This is a genomic window from Xanthomonas codiaei, from assembly GCF_002939785.1.
In the GTDB taxonomy this organism is placed as follows: Bacteria; Pseudomonadota; Gammaproteobacteria; order Xanthomonadales; family Xanthomonadaceae; genus Xanthomonas; species Xanthomonas codiaei.
Map to the genome: position 1 here is coordinate 35,493 of NZ_MDEC01000003.1, position 16,625 is coordinate 52,117.

14 protein-coding genes are annotated in these 16,625 nt (G+C 67.1%); 4 read left to right on the forward strand and 10 right to left on the reverse strand.

The annotated features are described in order from the left end of the window. Positions 1-242 precede the first annotated feature (242 nt). From XcodCFBP4690_RS02655 to XcodCFBP4690_RS02680, 5 genes are all read right to left on the reverse strand, one after another. A complete protein-coding gene (locus XcodCFBP4690_RS02655) occupies positions 243-2,177 on the reverse strand; it encodes an XVIPCD domain-containing protein (RefSeq protein ID WP_104539524.1) in 1,935 nt (644 codons plus the stop codon). A 132-nt stretch (positions 2,178-2,309) separates the two neighbouring features. After that, the gene (locus tag XcodCFBP4690_RS02660) at positions 2,310-4,331 is read right to left on the reverse strand and encodes a M2 family metallopeptidase (protein WP_104539525.1); all 2,022 of its coding nucleotides are present in this window, start codon (positions 4,329-4,331) and stop codon (positions 2,310-2,312) included. A gap of 241 nt (positions 4,332-4,572) precedes the next feature. Continuing rightward, positions 4,573-6,237, reverse strand: a complete 1,665-nt coding sequence (locus XcodCFBP4690_RS02670; RefSeq protein ID WP_104539527.1) for a phosphoethanolamine transferase — start codon at positions 6,235-6,237, stop codon at positions 4,573-4,575. Continuing rightward, positions 6,234-6,998 carry a phosphatase PAP2 family protein gene (locus tag XcodCFBP4690_RS02675; RefSeq protein ID WP_104539528.1) on the reverse strand — a complete coding sequence of 255 codons (765 nt, stop codon included), beginning with the start codon at positions 6,996-6,998 and terminating at the stop codon, positions 6,234-6,236. The genes XcodCFBP4690_RS02670 and XcodCFBP4690_RS02675 overlap by 4 nt, the downstream gene beginning before the upstream one ends. Before the next feature lie 99 nt (positions 6,999-7,097). Then, complete coding sequence (locus XcodCFBP4690_RS02680) at positions 7,098-8,831, reverse strand: ArnT family glycosyltransferase (RefSeq protein ID WP_146091816.1); 1,734 nt, start codon at positions 8,829-8,831, stop codon at positions 7,098-7,100. A 158-nt stretch (positions 8,832-8,989) separates the two neighbouring features. On the opposite strand from XcodCFBP4690_RS02680, the gene XcodCFBP4690_RS02685 reads away from it, so the two are divergent. Next, positions 8,990-9,706, forward strand: a complete 717-nt coding sequence (locus tag XcodCFBP4690_RS02685) for a response regulator transcription factor (RefSeq protein ID WP_104539529.1) — start codon at positions 8,990-8,992, stop codon at positions 9,704-9,706. Next, a complete protein-coding gene (locus XcodCFBP4690_RS02690; protein ID WP_104539530.1) occupies positions 9,699-11,000 on the forward strand; it encodes a sensor histidine kinase in 1,302 nt (433 codons plus the stop codon). The genes XcodCFBP4690_RS02685 and XcodCFBP4690_RS02690 overlap by 8 nt, the downstream gene beginning before the upstream one ends. Before the next feature lie 55 nt (positions 11,001-11,055). Here XcodCFBP4690_RS02690 and XcodCFBP4690_RS02695 read toward each other — a convergent pair whose 3' ends face one another. From XcodCFBP4690_RS02695 to XcodCFBP4690_RS02715, 5 genes are all read right to left on the reverse strand, one after another. Further along, a complete protein-coding gene (locus XcodCFBP4690_RS02695; protein ID WP_104539531.1) occupies positions 11,056-11,547 on the reverse strand; it encodes a hypothetical protein in 492 nt (163 codons plus the stop codon). A 157-nt stretch (positions 11,548-11,704) separates the two neighbouring features. Beyond that, the gene (gene minE / locus XcodCFBP4690_RS02700; protein ID WP_104539532.1) at positions 11,705-11,962 is read right to left on the reverse strand and encodes a cell division topological specificity factor MinE; all 258 of its coding nucleotides are present in this window, start codon (positions 11,960-11,962) and stop codon (positions 11,705-11,707) included. A 2-nt stretch (positions 11,963-11,964) separates the two neighbouring features. After that, positions 11,965-12,774, reverse strand: coding sequence for a septum site-determining protein MinD (gene minD / locus XcodCFBP4690_RS02705; RefSeq protein WP_104539533.1), 810 nt, complete (start codon positions 12,772-12,774; stop codon positions 11,965-11,967). A 35-nt stretch (positions 12,775-12,809) separates the two neighbouring features. Next, complete coding sequence (gene minC, locus XcodCFBP4690_RS02710; RefSeq protein ID WP_104539534.1) at positions 12,810-13,553, reverse strand: septum site-determining protein MinC; 744 nt, start codon at positions 13,551-13,553, stop codon at positions 12,810-12,812. Positions 13,554-13,556: 3 nt separating this feature from the next. Then, positions 13,557-14,153 (reverse strand): GNAT family N-acetyltransferase, encoded by a 597-nt coding sequence (locus XcodCFBP4690_RS02715; RefSeq protein WP_104539535.1) that lies wholly within the window; start codon positions 14,151-14,153, stop codon positions 13,557-13,559. A 264-nt stretch (positions 14,154-14,417) separates the two neighbouring features. On the opposite strand from XcodCFBP4690_RS02715, the gene XcodCFBP4690_RS02725 reads away from it, so the two are divergent. Both XcodCFBP4690_RS02725 and XcodCFBP4690_RS02730 read left to right on the forward strand, forming a co-directional pair. Continuing rightward, entirely contained in the window at positions 14,418-15,611 is a 1,194-nt protein-coding gene (locus XcodCFBP4690_RS02725; protein ID WP_104539536.1) for a sensor histidine kinase, read from the forward strand. After that, positions 15,611-16,252, forward strand: coding sequence for a response regulator (locus XcodCFBP4690_RS02730; protein ID WP_104539537.1), 642 nt, complete (start codon positions 15,611-15,613; stop codon positions 16,250-16,252). Before XcodCFBP4690_RS02725 ends, XcodCFBP4690_RS02730 begins: the two co-directional genes overlap by 1 nt. Positions 16,253-16,625: the final 373 nt, after the last annotated feature.

Here is a 16,625-nt window from a genome sequence, read left to right on the forward strand (position 1 = left end):
CGCGTCGAGTGCGCGGCGGTTGGGGCCGATCACCGGCTTGCTGCACCTGCTGCCAGGGCCAGCGGCAGGGGATCCTCAGGTCTGGCGCCCGGGTCCTGCCTTGCGGGTGTGTCGCGCGACATCATCGGCCAGCCAGCCGCCGATCGCTGCCGCCAGTGCACGCGGCCAACCCAGTGGTTGGCCGCACCTGCGATCGAACTCTTCCGATCCGGGACGTCAGTGCGACGACCTGGCGCGCTGTCTCAGCGTGCCGGTGCCTGACGTTGCGTTTCCTGCTGTGTCTGCTGTGACTGTGCAACGGCATCGCGCTCCAAGCCGGGGTCCAGCGCCTGCAGGCGTTGCAGGCTTGCTTCCAGCGGCGCTTCCTGCAGGGCCTTGGCATCGAAACTGCCGCGCAGGTGGGCTGGCGAGTCGAGCGCTCCCTGCACCACGAAACCACGCGCAGCATCGTTGCCGAGCAGCACGTGATCCACGCGTTGCAAGCCATTTTCGCGTGCGGCCACCACCGACCCCAAGGCCAGGCGTTCGCCATCCATCCCGGCCGCGGGGCCGGGCGCCGCTTGCAGGCGCTCCACTGCCGCGGTGCATTGCTGCAGCAGGGCGTGATCCGGGTGCGCTGCATCGCGCGGGTCCGGAAGCGCCGGGGCGGCATCTGCCGATCGCGGCAGTACGCTGGCATCGACACGCTGCAGCTGGCCGTCGTAGCTTCCGTCCGCGCCGTCGGCGATGTGCTGCAGCCGTTCGGCAAACGCATAAGGCGATCCACCCAGGTTGCGGGCCATCGCGATCGCGAACTGCTCGGGCGACTGCGCCGGGGCATCGCGGTCGCCGACCAGCGAGGTCAGCGCGCTGCCGCCGATCCTGCTGGCGTTGGCGCTGGCGCGAGTCTGCTCCAGCAAGGCCTGCATCTGCACCTCGCTGAACTCCAGCGTGGTTTTCTGGCCCGGCGCAATCGCGCCGGCACCCGTCATCTCGCCGCTCAACGCGCTGTTGAGGGTCTGCGCGATCGCCTTTTCCTCGCTGGCCTCGTTGCGTCCGCCCAGGCGCTGCAGCAGGCCCGGCGCGGCCACGTCGCCATCGATCTCGAAACGGTAGCTGCGCTGCTCCGTGCGCTCGGCATCGTTGCCGTCGTACAGGCGCACGATCGTCAGCGGCACGTTGTCGCCATAGCGCAGCTGTTGCACCACGGTGTAGCCGTCCTGGCCCGGCGTGCTGATGCGCACCTGGCTGCCTTCGTTGCGGTTGCCGGCGACATCGGCGCTGAGTGGGCCCAGTTCCAGCTGCAGACGCTGCTGCGAGCTGAAATTGACCCGCTCCAGCGTCTGCATTTCATCGACGCCGGGCACGCCCGGGGCAATCCTGCCCTCACGCACGAACGCGTCAATGGCCGCGCGTGCACGCGGATCGGCCAGGTCGAACTGCGCGCTGTTGACCTGCGACTGTCCCAGGGAGTCGGCGCGCCCGAGCAGGGCCTGCGCCGGTCCCGCCTTGACGCCAAGCGCATTCACCGCCTCGATGGCCGCGTTCGGCCCGGTCACCACGCGCACGTGGCGCTCGTCGACGCGCTCGATCATGTAGCTGCGGCCGCTGGCTTCGGTGATCTCGCTCTGCGTGCTCAGCGAGCGCAGGCTCGCCGAGGATTCGCGCTGCACGAACGTCTGGGTGTCCATCACCGCGCGTGCGCCGATCGGAAGGCTCTCTGGCTGCAGTGGATTGACCTGCCTGGCGGCCTCCAGCGGTTGATCGACCCCGGGCAGCGTCAGGACGTAGCGCATGCGCTGCCCTGCACTGGCGCCGGCCTCGACGCTCAGCTTGCTGTCGCCGAGCCTGGATTGCAGGCTTTGTTGCTGGCCGGTCTGCGCGTCGGCCTCAAGGCTGAAGGTGGTGGTCTTTGCGTCGGCATCGCTGACAATGCCTGCGCTCAGCGAGCCGCCGTGACGCAGGCTGGTTGCGCCCAGCGGCTGCGTCGGACTGCCAATGCTCTGCTCGCTGGTCTGCGAATACTTGGCCGACTGCTCTGCCGGGGTGACCGAGACGGTGCCGCTTCCCAACGTCGCGGCGTATTCGCTGTTGGAGCTGCTGTAGGTCGGGTCGAACGCGCGATTGTTCGCATCGTCGATGAACTGCGTGTTGCGATCTGCGTCGCGCGCGTCAGGGCCGGTGGAGGCGTTGCTCATGGGATGCTTCCTGCATGCTGCGCCTGTGCAGCGGGCGCGCAGTATATCGCCGGGCTTTCAGGCGTTTATCAAAGGAATGTTATGCGGCAACCGGATGTCGCGGCTGCCGCATGCCGCAGCCAGAGCGACGCTTCAGCGCGGCGCTGCAGGTGCAGGCGCGTTGCTCGCGCCAGCAGGCGCCAGCGCCGGCTGCCACCCGCACATCTGCCCCTGATTCTGCTGCTTGAGCCATTCGTTCATCGGCGCGAAGTACTCCAGCATCGGGCCGGCATCGAGCGTGTCGCTGCCGGTGAGTTCCTTCAGCGTGGTCTGCCATGGCTGGCTGGAGCCGCGTTGCAGCATCGACCAGAATTTCTGCCCGGCGTCCTTGTTGCCGTAGAAGCTGCACTCGTACAGCGGGCCCTGGTGGCCGGCCGCCTGGCACAGGCCCCTGTAGAACTGGAATTGCAGGATGTGCGCAAGGAAATACCGCGTGTAGGGCGTATTGCCAGGCACATGGTATTTGGCGCCGGGATCGAAGAATTCCTCGCCGCGCGCGCTGGCCGGCGCCACGCCCTGGTATCTGGCTTTGAGTTCCCACCAGGCCTGGTTGTAGCGCTGGGGCGTGATCGAGCCGTCGAACACGCCCCAGCGCCAGCGGTCGATCATCAAACCGAACGGCAGGAACGCCACCTTGCTCAAGGCCATGCGCATCTGCGAGTTGATCAGCGCTTCGCGGCCGGCTTGCTGCTCGCCCACCATGCCGATCGACTGCAGATACTTCGGCGTCATCGCCAGCACGATGGTGTCGCCGATCGCTTCGTGGAAGCCGTCGTTGGCGCCGTTCTGGAACAGCGGCGGCAACGGGTTGTAGGCCAGGTCGTAATAGATATGGCCGAGCTCGTGGTAGATGGTGGTGAAGTCTTCCTCGGTGGGCTTGATGCACATCTTGGTGCGCACGTCCGCGCCGGTGTTCTGGCCCGGTTCGCCACCCATGTTCATGTCCCAGGCGCTGGCGTGGCAGACCACGTCGCGGTCCAGCGGCTTGATGAACTGCGAGCGCTGCCAATAGGTCTCCGGCAGCTTGGGCATGCCCAGCGAGGTGTAGAACTCCTGCGCGCGCTCGGTCATCTGCCTGGCGGTGCGCAGCTGCGCCTCGCGCTCGGCGTTGAAGCGTGCGGCGGTACCGCCATCGCCCCCGGTGTTGCGTGCCAGCACCGCGCTCAGATTGCCCTGGTACTGTTTTTCCAGGGCGGACGTGATGTCCAGATCGCCGGCGCCCGGGTAGGGCTGCAGCAGGTCCCAGAGATTGCTCCAGTCCTGCTGCCACATATTGCCCATCAGGTGCGCAGGCAGCAGGCCACCGGGCAGCTCTCCCTTGTCCTTGCCGTACTGGGTGTCCAGCTTGCCGCGCGCGTAGCACTGCAGCTGCGCGTACAGCGGTTTGACCTGTTCCCACAATCGATCCGTTTCGCTCGCCAGTCGCTCCGGCGGCATGTCGTAGCCGCTGCGCCACATCACCCCGACATCGGCAAAGCCCAGGCCGCGCGCGCCTTCGTTGGCCAGCTCGACGAAGCGCTGGTAGTCCTTGCGCATCGGCTGCGCGGTGGCATGCCAGCCCTGCCAGGCATCGAGTTGTTCGTTGTAGTCGCGGCTGCTTGCCAGCACTTGTTCCAGCTCGCTGAGCTGGCGGCAACGGCGCTGCTCGCCATCGCCCACGCAGTAGCTGCCGGCGCCGTAGTCGCCTTCCATCTTGGCCGCGATGCGGGTGAGTTCGGCCAGTTTGGCCGCATCGCGCGGCGCGGGCAGGGCGCTCATCAGCTTGAGCAGTTGCAGGGCGCGTGCGCTGTCGGCCGACATCGGCGTGCCGGCATACTGCTTGGATTGTTCGATCCAGCGATCCAGCTGTGCCAGCGAACGCTCGTTGGCCTTGGCTGCCAGCAACTGCGAATCGCTGCTGATGTGGGTCGAGGACAGCCACTGCGCGGCGGTGACCTCCGGATACGCCGCCTTGTACTCGGCATTGATGCGCGCCACGAAGGCGTCGGCGCTTTCGGCAGGCGCGGGCTTGGTCGCGGTGGGGGTGCTTGGCGGTGCCGCATCCCGACGGCAGGCCGATAGCGGTACGGTGCCGGCGGCGACAGCCAGTGCCAGCAACAGCAGACGAGGATTCACGGGTGGTCCTTGCGGTGAAGTCCGGCCAAAGGCTAGAGCGCGCCAGGCGTCAGGGCAAGCGGTACGACCGTTTCATCGCGGTAGCGGCGATCCGGCAAGCGCGTCGTCGCGATGCAGGTCCGGTTCGGAAAGTCGCAGTCCGCAGCGCTGCGCAATCCCGGGGGCGGACTGCCGCCGCCCGCAAGCGGCATGTCTGCGTCCCTGATAGCTCCGGCACGCTGGCGGTACGCATTGTCCATTGTCAGCCGGACTTCGTCGTGCATTGCGCGAACACATCGCGCTCGCGTGCATAGATGCTGGTCCTGACCTGCATCAGGCCCAGCACCGAGGGGAACAGCGCGTCCTGGTCGGTGTACTGGCCGGCGCGGTGGCGCAGGCAGGTCTCGTCAAGGCCACGGTCGCGCGCGAATTCCGGCGAGAACCACATCACCATCGGCACGTGGGTCTGCTCTTTCGGCGCAATGGCGTACGGCACGCCGTGCAGGTACAGGCCCTTTTCGCCCAGCGATTCGCCGTGATCGGACAGATAGATCATGGCGGTGTCGTAGTCGGGCAGGCCGCGCAGGGTGTGGATGGCCTGGGCGAGGAAATGGTCGGTATAGCTGATGGAATTGTCGTAGGCGTTGACGATGTCCTGGCGGCTGCAGCTGCCCAGGTCGGCGGTCTTGCAGACCGGCTTGTAGCGTTCGAACTGCGCTGGGTAGCGTTCGAAATAACTGGGGCCGTGGCTACCGAGTTGATGCAGCACCACCACCCGATCGCCGGGCTTGGCGCGCACCTGCGCGGCCAGGTCGCCGAGCAGGATTTCGTCCATGCAGCGGCCATCGGCGCACAGCCCCGGCGTGGTGGCGTCATCGAGTTTCTGCAGTTGCAGGCCATCGCAGACGCCCTTGCAACCGGATTGGTTGTCGCGCCACAAGGTCGAAATGCCGGCGTGCTCGAGCACATGCAGCAGCGACTGGTGACCACGGATCCTGTCTTCGTTGTAGTCGCGGCGGCCGAACGGCGAGAACATGCAGGGCACCGAGACCTCGGTGCTGGTGCCGCAGGAATGCATGTCCGGAAAATTGATCACCCCGGCCTGCGCCAGCTCCGGCGTGGTCTGCCGCGCATAGCCGTTGAGGCCCCAGTTCTGCGCGCGCGCGGTTTCGCCCAGCACCACCAGCAACAGGCGCGGGCGGCTGCCTGCCGCGCGCGGGGTGGCCATGGCATCGTGTTCGACAGGTTGCTTGGGGGCGTGCTTGATCGGCGAGTCGGACTTCAGGTTCTGGCGCAGCGCGACGATGTAGTTGATCGGCGTGGCCAAGTAGCGCACCTCGCGGTGATTGCGCATCAGGGCCGAGATGTCCTGGAACGACAGCATCGCACCGCCTGCACCCACCACGGCCACCGCCAGCAGGAAGCCGCCCCGCCACAGCAGCGACTTGCCGATGCTGCGCGCGCGCAGGCGGATGCGCCACAGCAGCACGGTCGGAATCAGGAAGTAGCACAGCAGCGGAAAGATCAGGCCTGGTGTGAGCAGCTCGCGCGATTCCTTGTGGTCGGTATGCAGCACGTTGCGCAGCATGTCCGCATCCAGATAGACATTGTAGCTGTCCATGTAGTGCGCGGCCAATGCGGTGGTGAACAGCAGCAACGTCAGCAGTGGTTTGGCGTTCCAGCGCCAGACCAGTATCCCCAGCAGCAGCGCATTTGCTGCGACCAGCAACGCCATCAACGAAAGCGCAAATCCAAGACTGCCCGGATGCGTGGCCATCGCCGTACGCCAGAACAACTGGTTGCACACCAGCGCAAAGAACAGGCTCGACAGCAGGATCAGTGTTTCGGTGGACACCGTGGGGCGCATGCTCCACGTCAGCGTATGCGAGCTGATCCGCCCGCGCGGTTCCGGTAGCCAGGTACTCATGCTGCATCCCCCGATGGCAACATCGAATCAAGCACGCCGCGTGGCCGAGCCAGCATCACGCCGTACAAGATGAGCGCGGTGAGCCAGCACACCGCCAGCGACCACAGGTCGTGCGACAGAAAATGCGCGCCGCGCAGCTGTTGCGCAATACCGAAAGTGAGACCTGCTGCCAGACCTATGAACAAGCCTGGCAAGCGCCATGCAGGACGGAGAGACAGCGCACAGAAATACAGCGCCACCCACGCATAACCGGCACTCGCGTGACCTGCAGGAAAGCAACCTGACGCAGCCAGGCCATTGCGTGATTCGAACAGCCCAATCATCGCTTGCGTGCCGCCATAGCGGCTCAGGTCCCAGGGGCAATCCATTGCGGTCCACGACTTGAGCAGCGAGACCAGCGAGGTCGACAGTGCAACCGAGGCGCCCAGATACGTGAGTGGCCAGCGCAGTACGCGCAGGCGCGGCTTGCACCACGCTGCCACAGCCAGGATCACCACGCTGACGCCAGCTGCCGTACTCAACCATTTGCCGACACGATGCACCACGCCGCTGGTGAACCAATGGTCCTTGAGCAGCCAATGCCCGCCTTCCAGCCGATACAACGCATCGGCCACCCATTGGTCGCCACCGGCGCCCATCAGCAAGGCACTGGCCACCAGCACGCCTGCCAGCGGCATCCAGAGATGGCGGGCAAGAAAGCGCGTGTGCGCAATGGTGGCGGTGCGTGCCAGGGCAGGCGAAAAAACCGGAAGCGTGGTCATCGAAGCGTGGGCCTGTGTCAATGCCCGGCATCTTCGAAACCCAGATGTCGGAGAGCGGTCGGACCAGAGTTGCTCAGGCGTTAACCCAACACCTGGCGTTCAGTCTGCGTCGCTGTCGCCGCCGGTTTGTTCGGTGTCGGACGTATTGCCCCTGCAACCGGCATGCCACGCCGTGCCCGGAATCAGCTGCCAGCGATTGCGGTTGGATTCGCCGATATCGATACGCTGCGCCGGATCGATGCAGGCCGGTACCGCCTGATCGAGCACGAACAGCCAGCGTTTTTCCGGCGCTTGCGCCAGCCACGGGCCGGCCTTGGCCCACTGCGCCTGCCAACTCGCCTTGAAGCCGAAATTGGTCACCGGCCGGTCGGCCTGCAGCAGGTTCTGCTCGCGCCAGGCCAGCATGCCCAGTTCGGCATCGGGCCCGATGCGTTGCCCCACGCGTTGCATCAGCCGTGCAGAAGAACTGTACGGATCCAGCGCCGGCATCAGGCCCAGGCCCTGCACCATCCACAGCGCGGCGGTCATCGCCACCACCGCCGTCCCGGCGCGTTTGCCGCGCGACCAGGCCACTGTGCCGGCACCGATCACGCCCAGGCCGAGCAGCCAGAATCCCACCGACCGCAGCGAGGCAAGTTCCATCCCGCGCTTCAAGGCGGTGGTTTCCGCCCAGGGCAGATGCAGCGCGATCGCGCCGCCCAGCACCAGCCCGGCAAGCGCCAGCACCACCACGTAGCCGGTCAGCACCGCGCGCACGCCGCGCCTGCGCAGCAGCCCGGGCAGCAACGGCGCCGCCGCCATGCACAGCGCAGGCAGCATCGGAAAGATATAGACCTCGCGCTTGCCCGGGCTGGCGCTGAAGAACAGCAGGACCAGCACGCTCCACGCCAGTAGCAGCACATGGCGCGGATCGCCACGGCGCAACCGGCGCCACCATGCCGGCAACAGCCAGGGCAGCAACAGGCAGCCGGGCAGCCACAAGGTGGCGATCACCTGCAGGTAGTACCAGGCCGGTTTGACGTGATGCCAGGCGTGCGCGTAGCGGGTGCCGGTCTGCTTGAACAGCAACTCGTGCGCGTAGGCGTGCAACTGCGGGTCCTGGCTGTGCAGCAGCGCGATGCCCAACGGCCCCAGCCACACCGCAGTGCCGGCCACGAATGCCGGCAACACCAGCAACCAGGTGCGGCCGGCCTGCGCACGCGCGGGCAGCACGCTCCAGTGCCTGCGCGGCAGCGCCATCCATGGCAGCAACAGCAGCAGCGGCAGGAAGCCCACGCCCTTGGTGACCGTGCCGACGCCGGCGGCGAACAGCCCCAGCGTCCACGCGCACCAATCCGGCCCGCGCAGCAGATGCCGCAGCATTCCCCACAATGCCAGCGTGGTCAGCGCCACCAGCACCATGTCGATCTGCGCGCGCTTGGCCATCAGGCCGAACTGCAGCACCGCGAACAGGGCCAGCACCGCATCGCCAGCTACGCGCCGGTTCCACAGCCGGCGTGTCAGATCCCAGGTCAGCCACAGCGTGAGCAGTGCGGCCAGCAGCGAGGGCAGCAGGAACGCCACCGGCCAGTGCGGTACCAGCTCATAGGTCGCCGCCTGCAGCCACATGAACACCGGCGGCTTTTCCGCGTACAGCTCGCTGCCACGGTGCGGCAGCAACCACTGGCCGCTCTCGACCATGGTGCGTGCCGCCAGCACGAAGCGCGGCTCGTCCGGCGGATTGGGCTGGCGCAGCCCCAGGCCGGCCAGCAGGCTGACGATGATCAGCAGCAATGCCACCAGCAGCGCAGGGCGGTGGGGCAGGGAGGCAGAGGTGGCTGGCGACACGCGCACGCCCCGATTAGAAGGGGCGAAACGATAGCTGGCAACCCTGTCGGAAATTTGTCGGGCATCTTGCCGGCGCGCGCGCGGAGCCCCGGGGCGGTCGGGTTCGGCTGGCCTCGGGTAGGATGCGCACAGCGTCCCTGTCGGACCGTTCTGGAATCGCGCGCATGCGGCTGCTGGTCATCGAAGACAACCGCAACATGGTTGCCAACCTGTTCGATTATTTCGAAGCCCGCGGGCACACCCTGGACGCGGCGCCCGATGGCATCACCGGCCTGCATCTGGCCACCACCCAGCACTACGACGTGCTGGTGCTGGACTGGATGATGCCGCGCATGGATGGCCCGGAGGTGTTGCGCCGCCTGCGCGAGCAGCATCATTCCGAGCTGCCGGTGATCATGCTCACCGCGCGCGATGAATTGCCCGACAAGATCGCCGGCTTTCGCGCCGGGGCCGACGATTACCTGACCAAGCCGTTCGCGCTGCCCGAGCTGGAAGTGCGCATCGACGCCTTGCTCGCCCGTGCGCATGGTCGGCGCCGCGGCAAGGTATTGCAGGTGGCCGATCTGCGGCTGGACCTGGCGACCCTGGAAGCCACCCGTGCGGGCCAGGCGCTGCATCTGTATCCGGCCTGCCGCAAGCTGCTGGAAGTGCTGATGCAGGCCAGCCCGGCAGCGGTCACCCGGCAACGCCTGGAACAGGCGCTGTGGGGCGACGACCCGCCCGATGGCGACATGCTGCGCTCGCATATCTACGAACTGCGCCGCAGCGTGGACGGTCCGTTCGCGCAGAAGCTGATCCATACCCTGCCGCGGCTCGGCTATCGCCTGGCGGCGCTGGACGCCGCTGGCGAAGCGGCAGGCAACGCGTGCCTCGATGGCTAGGCCGCGCCCGCTGGGCCGGCGCGTCATGCTGTGGCTGTTCGGCTACACCTTGCTGATGACGTTGGCGGTGTTCGGCACCGCGCAGTATCTGCATGAGCGTGCCGAGCACGGCGTGTGGCGCTCGCTGCTGAATTCCGAACTGGACAGCATCCTGGAGCGCAGCGCGCGCAATCCGGACTACCACTGGCAGGACTCGGACACCTTGCGGCTGTATCGCATCGATGGCGCGGCCGGCGTGCCGCCGGTGCTGCGCACGCTGCACCCCGGCCTGCACGACGAGCTGGAGATCGCCGGCCGCCAGAGCGCGGTGATGGTGCGCGACACGCCGCAGGCCGGCCGCCTGGCGCTGGTGCTGGACATCACCGATTTCGAGGCGCTGGAAAAATTTCTCACCCGCTGGATGCTGGCGGCCGGCGTCGCGTTGATCGGCATCACCTTGCTGATGGGCGCCTACGCGATGGCGCGGCTGGTGCACCCGCTGGTGGAGCTGGCCCGCGACATCGGCGCATTGCGCCCGGAACGACGCGCGCAACAGATCACCGTGGGCGCGCAGGGCAGTGCCGAGCTCTACGTCATCGCCGATGCGCTCAACGATTATCTGGAACGCAACAGCCAGTTCGTCGATCGCGAACGCGCCTTCATCGACAGCGCCAGCCACGAGCTGCGCACCCCGATCGCGGTGATCGGCAATGCGGTGGAGCTGGCGCTGGAACAGCCGGGCACGCCGCCGGCGGTGCGCCACCAGCTCACCCGCATCGCGCAGACCAGCGCCTCGGTGGAGCAGCTGATCACCTTGCTGCTGGTGCTTGCGAAGGATCCGGGGCGGCTGGTACGCAGCGGCGATGCCGTGCGGCTGGATCAACTGCTGCCGGAGATCGTCGCCGACCATGCGCATCTGTGTGCCGACAAGGATCTGCAGGTGGTCATCGACCCGCTCCCGTCGTGCAGCCTGACCGCGCCGATGGCCATCGTGCAGACCGCCATCGGCAACCTGCTGCGCAACGCGATCGAGAACAGCGACCGCGGCGTCATCCGCGTCCGGCTGTCCGCGCCGGGCGTGGTGCGCATCGCCGACCCGGGGCATGGAATGACTCCGGAGGAAATCAGCGCCATCTACGCGCGCCTGGCGCGCGGCAACGCACGGCAGGGCAACGGCATCGGCCTGGAACTGATCGGCCGGCTCTGCGAGCACCTGGGCTGGCACCTGCAGCTGGAATCCGATGCCGGGCAGGGCACCGTGGCGACGCTGGACCTGTCCGCTGCGATCGCCACGACCGAATCGAAGGCGACCTAGCGCGGCTACCAGAACGTAGCGAGCAGTCGTCAGAGGGGTGCTGACGGCGCCGCTCCTAGGCCGGCAACAAGCCGCGCGCCTCTAGCCAGCTGCGCGCATTTTCCGCATCCTGCTCGAACCAGGCGCGGGTGGAGCCCAGGCGGTAGGTGTATCCCCAGGCATCCATGTCGGCCATCAGCCGTGCGCTGCCCACGCCGGGCAATTGCGCGGCCAGCAGGATCTGCAGGTAACAGGTGGCATCCTCCTCATCCACCGAATCGGTGGCGTCGGTATGCACCGCTGCGCGCCTGTCGGCCGGCAGCACGATCAGATGCCCGGCCTCGTGCAACATCGAATGCACTGGCGTGTCGTCGCGCACATACACATCGCAGCCGATGATGCCGGCCTCCGGTTCGCCCCAGAAACTGCCCGGTATCGGCGCGCCGGTCGCCACGCGATGCAGGCGCAGGCCGTAGCGTGCGAGCAGGGCAGCCGGTGCATCCAGGCCGATATCGGCCATACACAGCACGCCGGATGCCTCGGGCGCCGTCGCGGGGTGAGGGGTCATACGCAATGGCTCGCGGTCGGGAGCGCCGCAAGGGCGCACGATGGGCGGAAACCGAAACGGCACCGTGCAGGCACGGTGCCGCTGGAAGGATGTCGCATCACGCCACCGTGCGGCGTGCCAGCGAGCACGGACGGCGTGCCGGCATCCATGACCAGGCTTACTTGTCGCCGTCTTCCGGCAAGGCGACCGAGATATCCAGCACGTCGTGCTCGCCGTCCTTGACCAGATCAACCCGCACCGCATCGGCGTCGATGTTGACGTACTTCTTGATCACTTCCAGCAATTCGCGCTGCATCAGCGGCAGATAATCCGGCCCGCCGCGGTGGCTGCGCTCCTGCGCAATGATGATCTGCAGGCGGTTCTTGGCCGTCTCGGCGGTGTTCTTCTTGCTCTTGAGAAAATCGAGCAGGCCCATGCTTACCCTCCGAACAGCTTGCTGAAGAAGCCCTTCTTCTCCACGGATGTGAATCGCATCGGGCGCTCCTCGCCCATGATGCGGGCGACTGCGTCGTCATACGCCTGGCCGGCCGGGGACTCGGCATCCAGGATCACCGGCTCGCCCTTGTTGGAGGCGTTGAGCACGTCGCCGGATTCGGGAATCACGCCGATCGCCTTCAGGCCCAGCACTTCTTCCACGTCGGTGATGCTGAGCATCTCGCCGCCTTCCACGCGGCCCGGGCTGTAGCGGGTCAGCAGCAGGAAGGCCGGCACGTTCTTGCCTTCCTCGGCCTTGCGGGTCTTGGAGTCGAGCAGGCCGATGATGCGGTCGGAATCGCGCACCGAGGACACTTCCGGGTTCACCACCACCACCGCGCGGTCGGCGAAGTACATCGCCAGGAACGCGCCTTTCTCGATGCCGGCCGGCGAGTCGCAGACGATGTAGTCGAAGCCGTCGGCGGCCAGGTCCTTGAGCACCTTCTCCACGCCGTCCTGGGTCAGTGCGTCCTTGTCGCGGGTCTGCGAGGCGGCCAGCACGTACAGGTTCTCGAAGCGCTTGTCCTTGATCAGCGACTGCTTGAGCGTGGCTTCGCCGTGCACGACGTTGACGAAGTCGTACACCACGCGCCGCTCGCAGCCCATGATCAGGTCCAGGTTGCGCAGACCGACGTCGAAGTCGATGACGGCGACCTTCTTGCCGCGCCGCGCCAGCCCGCAGGCCAGGCTCGCGCTGGTGGTGGTCTTGCCGACGCCGCCCTTGCCGGAGGTGACTACGATGATTTCAGCCAAAGGATTTCTCCGAATGTTTCTGTGGTTGGGCCGCGTCAATCAAGCGCAGCGATCTTGATCTGATCCTGCTCCAGCCAGACCTGGACGGCCTTGCCACGCAGGTCCATGGGAACATCGTCCAGCACCTTGTAGTGGCCAGCGATGGCGACCAGTTCGGCGTGGAAATCGCGGCAGAAGATGCGCGCGTCCGGGTTGCCCTGCGCGCCGGCCAAAGCGCGGCCACGCAGGGTACCGTAGATATGGATGCTGCCGTCGGCGATGACCTCCGCTCCGGCACCGACCGTATTGAGCACAGTCAGGTCGCAATTCTCCGCATACAGCTGCTGGCCCGAGCGCACCGCGGTACGTTGCATGCGGCCAGGCGCCGGGCGCGCGGCCGGCGGCGCCGGCTCGGCGCGCGCAGGGGGCGGTGGAGGCGGTGGGCTGACCGCAGTGGGCTCGTACTGGGCACGGAACTTGGCCAGCAACGGCAGGCCGAGCTGCTGCGACAGCAGGTCGATCTCGCTGGTGCCGTAGGCCAGCGCCACCGGCAGCACGCCGGCATCGCGCAGGCCATCCAGCAGCGCCTTGGCGGTGGCCATGTCCGGCACCTGGGACAGCCCGCCGAAATCCAGGATCACCGCCGCCCGCCCGAACAGCTTGGGCGCGCGGGTCACGCGCTCGCGCATTTCCTGCACCAGCCGCGGCACATCCAGGGTGCGCACGCGCAGGTTGGCGATGCCCACCTGGCCGATCTTCAGCTCGCCGGCCTGTTCAAAATCCACATTCACACTCGACACGCCTCAGCTCCCCGTCGATGGATTGGCGGTGGCGGCATGGCGCGGCCGGCCCACCCACGGCAGGTCTTCGGGCAGCTTGCCGCCATAGGTTTCCTTGACCCATGGATAGCTGCACATGTCCTTCATCAGCATGCTGGCGCGCACGTCCACGTCCGGCATGGTGTTCTGGCCCACCTCGCGGAAGCCGAAGCTGCCATGGAACAGCAGCGCCGCATCGGCGCCATGGTCCAGGAACACCTCGCAGGCCAGCTGCGGGTAACGCAGCTCGGTATAGCTCTGCACGTCGGCGTAGAACGCCCGCCCGACGCCGCCGCCGCGCCGGCGGCTGGCGACCACGATGCGGTCGATATAGAAGAATTCCGGATGACGGTCCCGGAACCAGGCGAAATTGCTGCTGTCATGGGCACTGCCGCTGCCGAACCCGACCAGGAACCCGGCCAGGTTGCCGTCGCGCTCGGCGACGCGGAAATATTCGGCCTGGGCGTAGAACCGTTGCAGCTTGGTTGAATCCAGCGGCAGGATCGCCAGTCCGGCATTGTTGTTCAGGGCCAGGACGGAATCGAGCTCGTGCTCGCGCACGTCGCGGATGACGATCGACATTGGGACTCCGTGGGGTAACGCTCTCGACCCGAAATCGGATCTGCGTCGGATTATTACATGCGTGGCCTGAAGCGGCGACCCGGGGCGTGCCCGCCGCTGGCCGCGCGCCCGCGCAAGGGGCCAATGCGCAGCGCCCGACGCGTGCCGCCGACGCATGCCGCGCCGCTACGCCGCCGACCCGATCGCTGGTCCGCAAGCGCTGGCCGGCGCATGCATGACTTCCGGCAAGAGGGCAGCGGCGGCGCTTGGGCCTAAGATGCGGACATGTTGGGATACCTCAGCCATACGCGCGTCCTGCGCTTCGCCGGCCTGTTCACCTGGGCGATGATCGCCATGCCCTTGGTGTTCATCTACTGGGCACCTGCCGAGGATGGCGACCACCGCAGCGTGATGGAGGCGGCCTTGATGTCGGCGTTCTTCGTCGGCTTCGGGGCCAGCTATTTCTGGTTGACGCGTGGCCTGAGCAGCGGCGGCCATGCCCACTGGTACGACCGGCTGATCCTGCTGTTGCTCACGGTCTGCGCGCTTGCGGTGAGCTATCTCACCCGGACCGGGCTCGGCAGCATCCTGATGATGGTGGCGGCCGGTGTGATCCCCTGGTTGTTGCCGCTGCGCGTTGGCGTGGTCTGGCTGGTGCTGAGCCAGCTGGCCGTGCTTCCGGTCTACCACCTGTTGCTGGGGTTTCCGGTCTCCGGCGCGCTGATGCAGTCGCTGCTCTACGGCGGCTTTTCGATGTTCATCTTCGTCACCAGCCTAGTGGCCCGCCAGCAGGCCGAGGCCCGCGAGGAACAGCGCCGGCTCAACGCCGAACTGCGCGCCACCCGTGCACTGCTGGCCGAAAGCGCGCGCATCAACGAACGCACCCGCATCTCGCGCGAGCTGCACGACCTGCTCGGGCACCACCTGACCGCGCTCAGCCTCAACCTGGAAGTGGCCGGCCACATCACCGAAGGCCAGGCCCAGGAGCATGTGCGCCAGGCGCATACCCTGGCCAAGCTGCTGCTCACCGACGTGCGCGAAGCGGTCAGCCAGCTGCGCGATAGCGGCGCGATCGACCTGGAAGCGGCGCTGCGGCCGCTGGTGACCCAGGTGCCGTCGCTGGACATCCACCTGGACATCGCCCAGCCGCTAACCCTGGACGACCCCGAGCGCGCCCATGTGCTGCTGCGGTGCACCCAGGAGATCATCACCAATGCGGTGCGCCACGCCGGCGCGCGTAACCTGTGGATCCAGGTGCGGCGCGACGCGGGGACGGTGCTGATCGATGCCCGCGACGATGGCCATGGTGCCGATGCGGTGGCGCCCGGCAACGGCTTGCGCGGCATGCGCGAGCGGCTCAGCCAGTATGGCGGGCAGCTGGAAATCCAAACCCGGCGAGGTGACGGCTTCGGCCTGCGCATCTCCGTTCCAGGCGCGCCGGCACTGATGCCTGCGGCCGTGACCCAAGGAGTGTTCTGATGATCCGTGTGTGCCTGGTCGACGACCAAACCCTGGTGCGCCAGGGGATCCGCTCGCTGTTGGCGCTGGACAACGGCATCGAGGTGGTGGCCGAGGCCTCGGACGGAAAGCAGGCGGTGGAGCAGATCCCGCAGATCCAGCCGGACGTGGTGCTGATGGATATGCGCATGCCGGTGATGTCCGGCCTGGAAGCGCTGCAGATGCTCTCGCGCAACGGCACGCTGCCGCCGACCATCATCCTGACCACCTTCGACGACGACCAACTGGTGCTGGCCGGGCTCAAGGCCGGCGCCAAGGGCTACCTGCTCAAGGACGTCTCGCTGGAACAGCTGGTCGGCGCCATCCGCACCGTGGCCGAGGGCGGCTCGCTGGTGCAGCCGGCAGTGACCCAGCGCCTGCTTTCGGGCCTGGAACACATGCGCAACGAGTTCGTCAGCCTGGACCGGCCCGATCCGCTCACCGACCGCGAGACCGAGATCCTGCGCCTGATGGCCAGCGGCTTTTCCAACAAGGAGATCGCCAATTCGCTGGGCGTAGCCGAGGGCACCATCAAAAATCACGTGTCCAACATTCTGTCCAAACTTGGCGTACGCGACCGCACCCGCGCGGTGCTGAAGGCGTTCGAGCTGCAGTTGGTGTGATGGCGGGATGCCTCGCCCAGCGCAGCGCGCCGGGCGTTCGCGGGCGCGCCAGCCTGCGGCTTGCAGGCGGCGCCCGCTCACCTTGTCCCGGCGGCACGTGCAGTGGCGCCGGCTTGCCTGCGGATTGCATCGGTGGCGGGTTGGCGACAGCCCGCATCGGTCCGATCGGGCATCGTGCCCTGGCGGCATCACACGCAGGCAGCGTGGGATGTGCATGATGGCTGCGCGCGATTGGCGCAAACCCTTGCAACGGCTGGGATTGCGCAGCTCCAGCGCGGCCCTGCACGCGCCAAATGACACCGCAAGACCGCGCTACCCGTCGCACAACTGAACATCTTTGCCGAAGCCTGCTAGGATGGTGGCTTCGCTTCAC

Coding starts and splice junctions, on each gene's coding strand:
- XcodCFBP4690_RS02655 (WP_104539524.1), bottom strand. CDS start 2,177: ATGAGCAACGCCTCCACCGGCCCTGACGCGCGCGACGCAGATCGCAAC.
- XcodCFBP4690_RS02670 (WP_104539527.1), bottom strand. CDS start 6,237: ATGAGTACCTGGCTACCGGAACCGCGCGGGCGGATCAGCTCGCATACG.
- XcodCFBP4690_RS02675 (WP_104539528.1), bottom strand. CDS start 6,998: ATGACCACGCTTCCGGTTTTTTCGCCTGCCCTGGCACGCACCGCCACC.
- XcodCFBP4690_RS02685 (WP_104539529.1), top strand. CDS start 8,990: ATGCGGCTGCTGGTCATCGAAGACAACCGCAACATGGTTGCCAACCTG.
- XcodCFBP4690_RS02690 (WP_104539530.1), top strand. CDS start 9,699: ATGGCTAGGCCGCGCCCGCTGGGCCGGCGCGTCATGCTGTGGCTGTTC.
- XcodCFBP4690_RS02695 (WP_104539531.1), bottom strand. CDS start 11,547: ATGACCCCTCACCCCGCGACGGCGCCCGAGGCATCCGGCGTGCTGTGT.
- minE (WP_104539532.1), bottom strand. CDS start 11,962: ATGGGCCTGCTCGATTTTCTCAAGAGCAAGAAGAACACCGCCGAGACG.
- XcodCFBP4690_RS02715 (WP_104539535.1), bottom strand. CDS start 14,153: ATGTCGATCGTCATCCGCGACGTGCGCGAGCACGAGCTCGATTCCGTC.
- XcodCFBP4690_RS02725 (WP_104539536.1), top strand. CDS start 14,418: ATGTTGGGATACCTCAGCCATACGCGCGTCCTGCGCTTCGCCGGCCTG.
- XcodCFBP4690_RS02730 (WP_104539537.1), top strand. CDS start 15,611: ATGATCCGTGTGTGCCTGGTCGACGACCAAACCCTGGTGCGCCAGGGG.